The organism is Candidimonas nitroreducens (assembly GCF_002209565.1).
Classification (GTDB): domain Bacteria; phylum Pseudomonadota; class Gammaproteobacteria; order Burkholderiales; family Burkholderiaceae_B; genus Candidimonas; species Candidimonas nitroreducens.
The window spans coordinates 679771-692058 of the sequence record NZ_NJIH01000003.1 but is presented as its reverse complement, the minus strand read 5'-3'; the positions used below and the strand labels follow the sequence as shown (position 1 = coordinate 692058).

Here is a 12288-nt window from a genome sequence, read left to right as displayed (position 1 = left end):
GTGATTCCATCGTAAACCGGATGCCAACGAAAGCTGCTGGCCCCCGCACCGAGCAAGCCGCCAGGGGCATTTCACAAATTGACAGTAGTAGCAATCACTACTACAATTTATTGTATAAAAATTGACCACCGGCAAGCAACGACCATGAGCCAAGACTCACACTATACCGAACTGCAACAACGGCGCGCCAAGGCGCTGGCCATGGGCGGCGCGGAACGTCTCGCAAAGCGGCGCACTCAAAACGTGCTGAACGCACGCGAACGACTCGACCTATTGCTCGACCAGGACAGCTTTCGCGAATTCGGGCTGCTATCTGCCTCGTACCGCCCTGCGGTACGCGACAAGACTCCGGCCGACGGCAAAATCGCCGGGTTCGGCACGATAAAAAAGCGCCCCGTCGCCGTGGTTTCAAACGATTTCACCGTTCTGGGGGCCTCGAGCAGCGTAGTCAATGGTAAAAAAATCAAGCACATCCGCGCCATAGCCAAAGATTCCGGCATGCCGCTCATCTTGCTTGGCGAATCGGCCGGCGCACGCATGCCTGACCGCATGGGTGCGGAAGGCCGTGCCATCTTGGGACAGGATCCGATCGAGTATCTGCGTGATCGCCGCACGCCCTGGGTATCGGCGCTGCTGGGCAGTTGCTACGGCTCATCGACTTGGTATTCATGCTTGTCCGACTTCGTGGTGATGCGAAAAGGAGCAACCATGGCTGTGGCGAGCAGCCGAGTTACCGCACTTGCCATCAAGCAAAGTGTCGACCCCGAAGAACTAGGCGGCTGGAAGCTGCACACCAGCACCACCGGGCTCGTCGACGTCGCGGTCGATACGGACGAAGAAGCACTCGAACAAGTCAAACGCTTTCTCAGCTATCTGCCCAGCCATAATGGCGAAGCCCCTCCGGTAGCGCCTGTGCCCGCGGGCTCTGACGATGCGATCAAAGACATTCTGGACATTGTGCCGCAGTCTCGCACAAAAACCTACGACATCCGTGAAGCTATCTGTCGGATACTCGATAAAGATTCACTGTTCGAACTCAAGCCCAGATTCGGTAAATCGCTAGTCACCGCGCTGGGCCGCATCGACGGCAAAACAGTTGGCATCATAGCCAACAACCCAAAATTCAAAGGTGGCTCCATCGACGTGGACGCTTGCGCCAAGGCCACCAGTTTTCTGGTGCTATGCGACTCGTTCAACGTTCCACTGGTTTTTCTGGTAGATCAACCGGGGTTTCTCATCGGCATCGACGGCGAAAAGCGTGGTGCGCCCGGACGCATCATGAATTGGATGAACGCACTGACGCAAGTAACCGTCCCGAAAATCACTATTACCCTGCGGAAAAACTATGGGCAGGCCTACCTGAACATGGGAGGCGGGCGCAATAGCAACGTAGCTGCAGCGTGGCCCGAAGCAGACTATGGATTCATGGACGCCGGCACCGCAGTAAACGTGCTGCACGGGATACGCTACGAAGACGAGCCCGAGCGTTTCAAGCAACTGGCCGACAGTGTCACCCAGGACAATGCGCCATGGGCGCTTGCGGCACTATATGAGATTCAGGACGTCATCACCCCGCTGGAAACACGTGACTATCTGAAGTCCATATTGGCCATAAACTCCAGAGCGCCTACGGGCGGCATAGGACAACATCGACTGTCCAACTGGCCGACCAGCTATTGAATCGCCCTCTACACCAGCCACCTACGACGCACGATCTCACGGAGTTTTTCATGGCCACAATCTCTATTCCCAGCGACATCACAGGCACTGTCTGGAAAGTCCTGGTCAAGCCTGGCGACGCAGTGGAAGAAGACACCGAACTCGTCATACTGGAATCAATGAAAATGGAAATCCCCGTCACCGCGACCGAGGCAGCCGTGGTCGAAGAAGTCCTGGTGACGGAAGGACAGGCCATTTCCGAAGGCGACGCAGTGGTTAAGCTCAAGATATGACCACGGCCATTGGCCTCTGCAACCTACCCGGAGCCAGCATGGACGCTGTCAAGACAGCACGCCATTTGATAGAACAGGCCAAGGCCGCCAAACGCGACGCACTCGACGAGCCGGCAGCCAAGCGCGTACTGCAAGCCTTCGGCATAAAGACACCCAGTTCAGCGGTCATCCAATCGGCCGACGACATCGATAAAGCATTGCAAGGCCTCACGACACCGGTGGTACTCAAGCTGATATCACCGGACGTCCTGCACAAGTCGGACTTTAGTGCCGTTATACTGGGCCTCAGCGATGCGCCGGCAATTGCCGGCGCCATGCGGGACATCTCACAGCGATGCCTGGAACATGGCTATGAAGTCGATGGTTTTCTGCTCGAAGAAACCATCGGCCATGGCCACGAGATCGTCATAGGCGGATACCGGGACGACGCTTTTGGACCCGTCATCATGTTCGGTCTGGGCGGCGTATTCGTTGAAATCTTGCAAGATGTCACTTTCCGCATCTGCCCCATCACCGAAATCGATGCCAAGGAAATGATTGAAGAGCTGCGCGGCGCGCCCCTGCTGCAAGGCGCCCGCGGCGGTATAGCCGTTCCCGGCCAGATTCTCGTCAATGCACTGCTGGCGGTCGGCGGCCAGCACGGGCTGCTAGTCGAACTGGCGGATCTGGTCAAAGAGCTAGACATCAACCCGCTGCTTGCCGGCGCGCAAGGGGTGACGGCTCTAGACGCTCGCATCGTTTTCGCAGGGGATTAAAGGTATGAGCACCACAGCCAGGCCGGCCGTACAAAACACCCTGAGCGCGGCTGAACTTCATGCCCTGTTTCACCCCCGCGCCATCGCCGTGGCCGGCGTGTCAAGCAAGGCCGATGGACAAGGGAACAAATTCATCCGCCGGCTGCGTCAAGGCGGATACCAAGGAAACATCTACCCAATTCACCCACATGAGGCCGAGCTGGAAGGCCTGCCCGCCTACCCCGGGCTGGCGCAAACGCCCGAGCCCATCGACTATGCCTTCATCGCGATTCCCGCGCAGGGGGTGCCGGATCTCCTGGCCCAGGCGGGCGGCCATGTAAAGTTCGCCCAAGTCATGTCCAGTGGCTTTGGCGAAGGCGGCCGCGGCCAGACGCTGCAGACAGCGTTGATCCATGCCTTGGGCACCGGCGGCGTGCGCCTGCTCGGCCCCAACTGCCTGGGTATATATTCCCCCTCAGCAGGCATCACCTTCGTCGACAGCCCGATGGGAACAGCCGGCTCGGTAGGTATTTTCTCTCAAAGCGGCGGTTTGTCGGTAGACATAATCAACAATGGCGAATACCGCGGCCTGCGCTTCAGCGGCGTTGTCTCCCTGGGCAATTGCCTCGACATCGGGCCCTGCGAGTTGCTCGAATATTACTTGTCCGACCCGCAGACCCGGGTCATCGGCGCCTATCTGGAAACGGTCAACGAAGGGCGCCGCTTCTTCGAAGCCCTGCGCGCGGCGCGCGCCCAAAAGCCCGTTGTGATTCTCAAAGGTGGGCGCACGGCTCAAGGACAACGTGCGGCCGCGTCTCATACGGGCTCGCTTGCTGGAAACGACAGAATCTGGAAGGCACTTACGGCCCAGACCGGATCGGTTCTGGCCAACAGCCTGGAAGACTTCATCGACACCCTCGTCGCGTTCCAAAGCTGGAACCCTACACAGCCTCCCTTCGATGGACGAGTACTGCTGTTCGGCAATGGCGGCGGCGCCAGCGTCCTGGCCTCGGACGCACTGGGGCGCCAGGACATAGAGCTTCCGGCCATCAAGCCCTCTACCGTACAGGCACTGAAAACCTTGGGTATCCCGCCCGGCGCCAGCCTCGACAACCCGTTGGACTTCCCGGCCAATATCCTGAACCGTAATCAAGAGCGGCTGCCGGAACGAGTATTGAGAACTACTGTGGCAGGCGAACGCCCCGAGATCGTTCTCCTGCATATCAATCTCCCGGTTATCCTGCCGTATCGCAATGGGGCGCTGATGGACGAGCTCATGCACATGGCGCTCGACCTGAACGACTCACTGCCGCAGGGCACGCGATTATTCCTTGTATTGCGATCTTCAGGCAGAACGGTCTATGAAGCCAAGAGACAGGAATGTGTCAGCCTGGCCATGGCTCGCGGCATACCCACGTTTCCCGACTTGAGCTCGGCAGCTCGCGCATTGGGGGCGTTGAAAAAACACGGCAGGTTCCTGCGCCATCGCGGCCTGTCAGGCACAGGCGCCCCCAAGCCATAAAGCCTTTCCATGGCCCCACGGCTCCGCTCCCATCCTCTATCCGCAACCCGACTCATTCGATCTCGTAGCATGACAAAGCCCTTGAACAAAGTATTCATTGCAAGCCGTGGAGAAATCGCCGTACGCATCATCCGCGCCTGCCGCGATGCAGGTATTCAGACGGTGCAGGCCTATTCGACCGCAGACAGCGAAACCAGCGCCGTCCATATGGCCGACGAATCCATTTGCATCGGAGGCCCCAAGCCCTCCGACAGTTATCTGAACGCCACCGCCCTGATCGACGCGGCCCGGCACAGCGGCGCTGATGCGGTGCATCCCGGCTATGGCTTTCTTTCCGAAAACGCCGACTTCGCCCAGGCGGTCGAAGCAGCCGGCCTGGTATATATCGGCCCCCAGCCCGAAATCATACGGATGATGGGCGACAAGGTGAAGGCGCGCCAATGCGCACAAGAAGCCGGCGTTCCTGTCAGCATGGGCTCACCAGACACGATTGAATCGGATGAGCAGGCGATCGACATCGCAAACCGCATAGGCTACCCGGTGCTGATCAAGGCCGCGGCTGGCGGCGGCGGCCGCGGTATGCGCGTGGCGCGCAACGAGGCGGAACTCAAAGACAATATAGGCCGCGCCATAAAAGAAGCGGAGACCGCCTTCGGTTCGGGCGCGGTGTATATCGAGAAGTTCCTCGAACGTATTCGCCACATAGAAGTGCAGATTTTCGGCGACGGTAATGAAGTCATTCATCTGGGGGATCGCGACTGTTCGATCCAGAGAAGGCATCAGAAACTGCTCGAAGAAGGCCCCGCAAGCGTGCTCGATCCCGAAACACGCGAACACATCCGCAACGCAGCAAGACAACTGGGCCAGTCCCTGGGCTACCGCAGCGCCGGAACGGTCGAGTTCATCGTCGATCCCCGCACGCGCGAGTTCTACTTTATTGAAATGAATACGCGCATTCAGGTCGAGCATCCCGTCACCGAGCTTCTGACCAGCACCGACCTGGTAGCGATGCAACTGGCGATTGCGGCGGGCGAACGCCTCTCGCTCAAACAGGATGACGTCAAACTACGCGGGCATGCCATCGAAGTCAGGATCAACGCCGAAGATCCCAACAAGGCCTTCATACCTCGCGCAGGGACTATCACACAATTCCATATGCCATCCGGCCCCGGTGTCCGGGTAGATACTCATGTATATCCAGGCTACGATCTGCCTACCAACTATGACTCGTTGCTGGCCAAGCTGATCGTCTGGGGTAAGGATCGCAACCAGGCCATTGCTCGCCTGCGCCGCGCACTTTGCGAAGTACACATCGAAGGCGTGACTACGAACGTGAAGTTTCACCAACGCCTACTGGCCGAGGCCGATTTCCTGAACAACGATACCTATACGCAATTCGTCAAAGAGCAAATGTACAGCAAACACCCAATGCGCAATTTGCTGTAGCCCCCCCGATAGGCCACGCACCCCATGGCATGACTATCGCCCTCGACGTAGGTCTTATGCAGGGGCAGGCGCTTGACAAGCACTGCCAGACATATAAGACTTCATGCTTGATGAACCGTGCGGGACGTGCGGGCAGCGTCGCAGATTATTAATCAATATACGACTGACCCAATCTACGCGCTTGGCAGCGATGCCGCCCCACCCGTGTCGCGGGCCGGACTGATGGCCGGTTCGGGCCATCAATTTTCCAAACCATGGCTGAATTCGATTGCACACAGGAGGCAGGGTGCACAGCGCGACGCATCGTGAGGCCACGGCCCTGCAAGGCCGCGGCGCAAGGTTTCCGATATTTTCCAAGTACCGCCTGAAAATAGCGCTGCGCGAGCCGACGGCCGTCATCGGCATTCTGGCCGCGATTCTGTTCACTTACCTGATCGTCGCCCCCATCGTCTCGCTGCTGGCCGACGCGTTCCGGGTGCAATTCGCCGACTCCATGCGCATAGGGCAAAGCGCCGGGGCTTTCACGTTCTACAACCTGGCGCGCGTATTCAAGTCCATCGTCGCGCCCGACATCCTGTGGTACCCGCTGATACACACGATCAGTGTCGCGCTCGGGGCGATGGCCATCGCCCTGGTCGCCGGCGGCATCATGGCGTGGCTCATCAGCAGAACCGACATCCTGGGCCGCAAGTGGTTCGCCACCGCGCTCATTGTTCCGTACATGCTGCCCTCGTGGACTATCGCATTGGCCTGGAGCGCGGTCTTCCTGAACCGCACCGTAGGCGGGCAGCCGGGGTGGATGGAATCCCTGGGCTTCGAACCGCCCGACTGGCTCGCATACGGCCAATTGCCGATTACGGTCGTTCTGGCGCTGCATTACACACCCTTCGTCATACTGCTGTTCGGCAACGCGCTGCGCTCTTTCGATTCCCAGCTGGAAGACTCGGCGCGCATGCTGGGCGCGCGTGCCTCGGTGGTGGCGCGCCGCATCATCATTCCGCTGATGCGGCCCTCTCTGCTCTCGGCGCTTACCCTGATCTTCGCCAAATGCCTCGGCGACTTCGGCGTGGCCTACATACTGGGGGCGCCGGTCAAGTACGACGTGCTCGCCACCTCCCTGTTTCGCAGCGTCACGGCCAGGCAGGGCGGAGAAGCCGCGGTGCTGGCCGGGGTCATCATTCTCATAGGTACCATTTCCGTGCTCATCGACGCGCGCCTGGTGCGCGAGGCGCGCCGCTTCGTCACCATAGGCTCGAAGGGCTCCATGAACCGCGCGCAGCGCCTGGGCTCGTGGCGCCTGCCCATGAGCGCCCTGGCCGCCCTCATGTTCACGGTAAGCGTGGCGATCCCGCTGGTGGTGCTGTTCCTGAGCACCGTCATGCGCGTGCCGGGCCAATTCGCTTTCGACAACTTCACCTGGGACTACTGGATCGGCCACGACCTGCCCACCACGGCGCTGAGCACCGGCATCCTGGTCACGCCCGATTTCTGGCAGGCCGCCTGGAATTCGCTGTGGATGGTCGGCATCGCGGCGGTATGCGCCGGGGTGCTCGGCGTACTGGTCGGATACGTGGTGGTGCGCACGCCGCTGAAATCCATAGGCGCCTATCTGCGCTATGTCACCTTCCTGCCTTACCTGGTGCCCGGCATTGCCTTCGCCGCGGCCTGCCTGTCGATATTCGCCGTGCCGCACGGGCCCATCCCGGCCCTTTACGGCACCGCCGCGATCCTGATCCTGGCCCTGATGGCCGACCAGATGCCGTTCGCGTCGCGCGCCGGCATATCGGCGATGATGCAATTGGGCAAAGACCCCGAAGAGGCCGCGCAGGTCGCCGGTGCGGGCTGGTGGAAGCGCTTGGTCAAGGTGGTCATTCCCATTCAGAAAGGGCCGCTGGCCGCGGGCATCCTGCTGCCGTTCATATCCGGCCTGAAAGGGCTGAGCCTGGTGATCATGCTGGCCACGCCCGGCACAGACCTGCTGACCACATACGCCATACGGCTGGCCGACTTCGGCTACAGCCAGGCCGCCGATGCCGTCGTGCTGATGCTGTCGGCCATCGCATTCTTTGGAACATTGTTTTTGCAAAAGGCGACGAAGACGAGTCTTGCGTCGGGATTGGGGGGTTGATCGTGCCGGGAATCACGCTACGCGGAATCGAAAAGCGCTACAACAGAAGCGCCGCTCCGTCAGTCAGGAACTTGAATCTCGACATCGGCGACGGGGAATTCCTGTGCGTACTCGGGCCTTCGGGCTGCGGCAAGACCACGACCCTGCGGATGATCGCCGGGCTGGAACACCCGACGTCCGGCGAAATCCGGATCGGCGAGCAAGTGGTCGACTCGGTTGCAAAGGGCACGTATGTGCCGCCCGAGAAGCGCGGCATGGGCTTCGTGTTCCAGAGCTACGCCCTGTGGCCGCACTTGTCCGTTCAGGACAACGTGGAATTCGGCCTGGCGCTGCGCAAAGTGGATCGCAAGGCCCGACGGGCGGCGTCCGACGCGGTCATGGAAAAGCTCGGCATCGCCAAGTACCGCGACCGCTATCCGTCGGATCTGTCCGGCGGCCAGCAGCAGCGCGTCGCGCTGGCGCGCATGCTGGTCGTACGGCCCAGCGTCATACTGATGGACGAACCCCTGTCCAATCTGGACGCCAAGCTGCGCCTGGAAATGCGAGCCGAGCTCAAGAGAATTCATCTCGAATCCAAGGCCACCGTTGTGTTCGTCACCCACGACCAATGGGAAGCCATGACCCTGGCAAGCATGATCGCCGTCATGAGCGAAGGCACGCTGCAGCAGTTCGACACTCCCGACAATATCTACAACCGCCCTTGCAACAGGTTCGTGGCCGGGTTCGTGGGCAGCCCGCCCATGAACTTCATCGAGCTGGGCGCGGGCGAAGCCTCCGAGCTGTCCACAACCCTGCGCAAATACCTCGACGGCGCGGGCCTGGGCGCATGCCGGGGTTCGGTGGGCATACGCCCCGAAAGCCTGTGCATCGGCGCCCCCTCGGGCTCGACGCCCGCAGCCGCCTATACAGGCTGCGCCGACGTCACCGGCATCATGCCCACCGGCGGCAACTGGATCATTGAGCTAAGCGTGGCGGGACAAAAACTGTTCGCCACGACCAATACCCCGCCCCACGCCCGGCTGGGGGACGAGATAAGCTTTTGGGCCGATCGGGCCGACTTGCATCTTTTCGACGAAAGCGGCAACAGATTGCCGGACGACGCCACGCTGGGCGCCCCGGTTTCTAAGCAGCTCGAAGAAAAGTAATATCGATGGCGGGGCCGCAGCAACAGGTGCGCCGCTACAGACACAGACCAATAAGGAGATGGCAGCAATGCATACGAAACTGACTCAGGCAAATAAAACCCTATTCATGGCGTCGGCCCTTGCGGCGGCGCTGATGCTGGGCCATGCCGCCCATGCAGCGCCCGGCGCGGGCGCCGCGGCATCCAACGGCAGCACCGGCCTGGGCATTCCCGACTCGGAATACAGCCTGGACAAGCTGATCGAGGCGGCCAAGAAAGAGCCCCCGATCACCGTGGTGGACGCCACCGGCAAGATCAAGGTCATGGCCCAGAAGTTCTCTGAAAAATACGGCATCAAGGCCACCGGCGAGAAAATGTCGGCGTCGAACCAGGAAGAAGTCCTGGTGCGCGAGGCCCAGGCGCACAACGTGCGGCACGACGCCTTCAACATGAGCAACCTGCCCGATGTCACGGCGCAGTTCCTGCCGCAGGGCATCGCCGTCAGCTGGATGCCGCCCGATCTGAAGAACGAGACACCGCCCGAATACCAGCACCCCGCCATCACCAGCCTGAACGCGTGGGTGTGGGTCTACAACCCGGCCGTCTACGGCGACACCTGCCCGGTCAACAACATGTGGGCCCTTACCGACAAGAAATGGAAGGGCAAGATCAGCATCCCCGACCCCCTGCTGCGCAACGAGACCATGTTCTGGTTCAACCAGATCGCGGACAACGCGGACACCAAGATGAAAGAGGCCTATAAAGAATACTTCGGCAAGCCGCTGGAAACCAAAGAGCCCACCGCCATGGCCGAATGGGTCAAGCGCTTTGCGGCCAACAAGATCAAAGTGCAAAAAAGCGATACCGACGTCGGCCCCATCGTCGGCGCCAGCACTGCCCAGAACCCTGTCATAGGCTTCGTCAGCGCGGCCATTTTCAGCCACGCCAAGAAGCAGCACTTCCCCATGGCCGTCTGCAAGCAGATGACGCCCTGGATCGGCCAGCTGACGCCGCGCGTCGCCGTCATCGCCGCCGGCACCAAAAGCCCCAACGCCGCCAAGTTGTTCGTGCACTACATGATGTCGGCTGAAGGCATGCTGCCGCAAATGGAAGACGGCAAGATCTCCACGAATCGCAACGCCAAAATGCCCGCAAGCGAAGCATCGGGCGTGGACAAGCTCACCGCCCAGATGTTTGCCAACAACTCGGCCAGCACGCCCGACGACTTCAAAAAGCTGCAATACTGGCGCGACCTCTGGACAGTCAGCAGCCGCTGACCCATCCGATCGACGCGATCGATCGGCGGGCCCTACGGGGCCCGCCGCATTTCAGCTCAGGTCTCGCACAGGAATACGCTCAGATCGGTCTGGGGAGGCTTGGCGCCGAAGTCGAAAAACATCTGGCCTACCCAGCCGCGATGGTAGGTCTTGTGATTGACGACATGCAGGAACATGCCGCCTCGGGGCATTTCAGCCGGGGCGCCTGAAACGAAATTGAACTTCAGCCGCTCGGCAAGACTCTCGGCATCCTGGGCCTGCGCCCAATCGATATACCATTGATTGACCTCGGACTGCGCCTTGACCAGATCAGCGAGTTCGGGATGCAGCACGTCGCGGCGCGAGGTAAAGCCATGCGCTACACCCAGCAGATGCGCGCGCCAGATCATGTCGACCTGATAGTTGTGATTCAGCGTGTTGACCATAGAGCCGAACACCGATGGGCCGACCTTGTACACCGCACCGGCGGGCAAGCCAGCCATGGCTTTGAACAGAACCTGGTCGGCCCAGTCGCTGTACCGGGCGAGCATCAGGACGGTTTCTTTCGTCATCATGATTGAAATTCTCTCTTCCATGCACTGACAGCAGCCGCGGATTCCCTGCTCGGGCGCAACGGCGACCGGCCGCGGCCGATGCCTGCGGTTGCAGGCATCGGCCGCTAGCCTACCGCTTTGCGGCGCGCAAGCCAATAGCGCCGAGTTCCCGGGCGCCCAAGCCGTACCAGGCTTTGGCCCCCCTAAACGGGGGCCAGCCCTGGGCGGGTCGGTTACGATGGAGGGTGTATCGACCCGTCATCCAGACTCGGAGCCCCCCCGAACGTGCAATCCCCCGCCAGCCGCCACCCGCACTCCATGCCGTCACGCCCGCAGATGCCTGTAGACACCAATGCGTAACGCGACACTGGCCCCGCTGGCCACGACACTGACGGTGCAGGCTCTGGTGTCGATGGCGGTGATCACCGTGCCGGTGCTGGCGCCCGAAGCGGCATCCGAGACCGGAGTTTCCGCCAGCTACGCCGGCATTTTCATCGCACTGGTATATGGCGCCAGCATGGCCTCGAGCCTGGTATCGGGCCCGCTCGTGCAGCGTTTCGGGGCCATACGCATCAGCCAGGCCTGCCTGGTGGCCTGCGCAATAGGCCTGGCCAGCGTAGCGGCAGGGACACTGCCGCTGTTCATAGTCAGCGCCCTGCTTCTGGGCGCCGGCTATGGCCCGGTTACCCCGGCCAGCTCGCATATTCTCGCCAAGACCGCGCCTCCCGAGCGCATGGCGCTGATTTTTTCGCTCAAGCAGACCGGCGTGCCGATAGGCGGCGCGCTGGCCGGCGCCCTGGTGCCGACCCTGGTGCTGTGGAGCGGCTGGCGCATGGCCGCGCTGTGGGTGGCCTGCGCCTGCCTGGTCACCGCCATCCTCACCCAGCCCATGCGCAAGGCGCTAGACGCCGACCGCAACCCACGCAAGCCGCTGGCGGTGGCCAGCCTGGCCGGCCCGCTGCGCTATACCCTGGGCAACCCCGACCTGCGCCGCCTGGCGCTATGTTCCCTTTGCTTCGCCGCCCTGCAGCTGTGTCTCATGACCTTTCTGGTCACCTACCTGATGCTGGACACGGGCCTGTCCCTGGTGTCCGCGGGCATGATGCTCATGCTTGCACAAGTAGGCGGCGCAATCGCCCGCGTCGCCTGGGGTGCGGTCTCCGACCGCTGGGGCCGCCCCACACGCGTACTCGGCGGCATGGCGCTGGCAATGGGAGCGGCCGCCGTTGCCACCGCCGGCTTCTCGGCACAATGGCCGAATGCGCTGATTGCCGTGGTCTGTGTGGCCTTCGGCGCCACGGCGGTGGGCTGGAACGGCGTATACCTGGCGCAGGTAGCGCGCCTGGCGCCCCCGGGCAAGGCCGGCGACGCCACAGGCGGGGCGCTTGCCTTCACCTATGCCGGCGTACTGTTCGGCCCGCCCCTGTTCACGCTGCTGGTGGGCTGGGGCGCGGGCTATGCGGCGGCGTATGTCCTGCTGGCCGTGCCATCGGTGGTCTGCGGCCTGGTATTGCTGTGGCACGGCCACGCTGCCGGGCAAAGAGCGCCTGGCGTGACGGGAAAACAATAGAAC

At 61.5% G+C, this 12288-nt stretch carries 10 protein-coding genes; 9 read left to right on the top strand and 1 reads right to left on the bottom strand.

Annotated elements, in window-relative coordinates; all coding sequences use genetic code 11:
- Positions 1–144 precede the first annotated feature (144 nt).
- From CEY11_RS06800 to CEY11_RS06765, 8 genes are all read left to right on the top strand, one after another.
- Positions 145–1680: an acyl-CoA carboxylase subunit beta gene (locus CEY11_RS06800; RefSeq protein WP_088602581.1), complete on the top strand. Its 1536-nt coding sequence runs from the start codon at positions 145–147 to the stop codon at positions 1678–1680.
- A 50-nt stretch (positions 1681–1730) separates the two neighbouring features.
- Entirely contained in the window at positions 1731–1952 is a 222-nt protein-coding gene (locus tag CEY11_RS06795) for an acetyl-CoA carboxylase biotin carboxyl carrier protein subunit (RefSeq protein ID WP_088602580.1), read from the top strand.
- Between the two features lie 38 nt (positions 1953–1990).
- The gene (locus tag CEY11_RS06790) at positions 1991–2707 is read left to right on the top strand and encodes an acetate--CoA ligase family protein (RefSeq protein ID WP_158215218.1); all 717 of its coding nucleotides are present in this window, start codon (positions 1991–1993) and stop codon (positions 2705–2707) included.
- A 4-nt stretch (positions 2708–2711) separates the two neighbouring features.
- The gene (locus tag CEY11_RS06785) at positions 2712–4208 is read left to right on the top strand and encodes a CoA-binding protein (protein ID WP_088602578.1); all 1497 of its coding nucleotides are present in this window, start codon (positions 2712–2714) and stop codon (positions 4206–4208) included.
- A gap of 69 nt (positions 4209–4277) precedes the next feature.
- Positions 4278–5654: an acetyl-CoA carboxylase biotin carboxylase subunit gene (accC, locus tag CEY11_RS06780; protein WP_088602577.1), complete on the top strand. Its 1377-nt coding sequence runs from the start codon at positions 4278–4280 to the stop codon at positions 5652–5654.
- A gap of 286 nt (positions 5655–5940) precedes the next feature.
- Positions 5941–7782, top strand: a complete 1842-nt coding sequence (locus CEY11_RS06775; RefSeq protein WP_198958843.1) for an ABC transporter permease — start codon at positions 5941–5943, stop codon at positions 7780–7782.
- 71 nt (positions 7783–7853) lie between these two features.
- Positions 7854–8927 (top strand): ABC transporter ATP-binding protein, encoded by a 1074-nt coding sequence (locus CEY11_RS06770; RefSeq protein WP_198958842.1) that lies wholly within the window; start codon positions 7854–7856, stop codon positions 8925–8927.
- A 67-nt stretch (positions 8928–8994) separates the two neighbouring features.
- Positions 8995–10182: an ABC transporter substrate-binding protein gene (locus CEY11_RS06765; RefSeq protein WP_088602576.1), complete on the top strand. Its 1188-nt coding sequence runs from the start codon at positions 8995–8997 to the stop codon at positions 10180–10182.
- 56 nt (positions 10183–10238) lie between these two features.
- On the opposite strand, the gene CEY11_RS06760 is transcribed toward CEY11_RS06765, so the two are convergent.
- Entirely contained in the window at positions 10239–10736 is a 498-nt protein-coding gene (locus CEY11_RS06760; protein WP_088602575.1) for a DinB family protein, read from the bottom strand.
- 331 nt (positions 10737–11067) lie between these two features.
- Between CEY11_RS06760 and CEY11_RS06755 the strand changes: the two genes are divergently transcribed.
- Positions 11068–12285 (top strand): MFS transporter, encoded by a 1218-nt coding sequence (locus CEY11_RS06755; protein WP_088602574.1) that lies wholly within the window; start codon positions 11068–11070, stop codon positions 12283–12285.
- The last annotated feature ends 3 nt before the right edge of the window (positions 12286–12288 follow it).

Coding starts and splice junctions, on each gene's coding strand:
- CEY11_RS06795 (WP_088602580.1), top strand. CDS start 1,731: ATGGCCACAATCTCTATTCCCAGCGACATCACAGGCACTGTCTGGAAA.
- CEY11_RS06800 (WP_088602581.1), top strand. CDS start 145: ATGAGCCAAGACTCACACTATACCGAACTGCAACAACGGCGCGCCAAG.
- CEY11_RS06755 (WP_088602574.1), top strand. CDS start 11,068: ATGCGTAACGCGACACTGGCCCCGCTGGCCACGACACTGACGGTGCAG.
- CEY11_RS06760 (WP_088602575.1), bottom strand. CDS start 10,736: ATGATGACGAAAGAAACCGTCCTGATGCTCGCCCGGTACAGCGACTGG.
- CEY11_RS06785 (WP_088602578.1), top strand. CDS start 2,712: ATGAGCACCACAGCCAGGCCGGCCGTACAAAACACCCTGAGCGCGGCT.
- CEY11_RS06765 (WP_088602576.1), top strand. CDS start 8,995: ATGCATACGAAACTGACTCAGGCAAATAAAACCCTATTCATGGCGTCG.
- accC (WP_088602577.1), top strand. CDS start 4,278: ATGACAAAGCCCTTGAACAAAGTATTCATTGCAAGCCGTGGAGAAATC.
- CEY11_RS06790 (WP_158215218.1), top strand. CDS start 1,991: ATGGACGCTGTCAAGACAGCACGCCATTTGATAGAACAGGCCAAGGCC.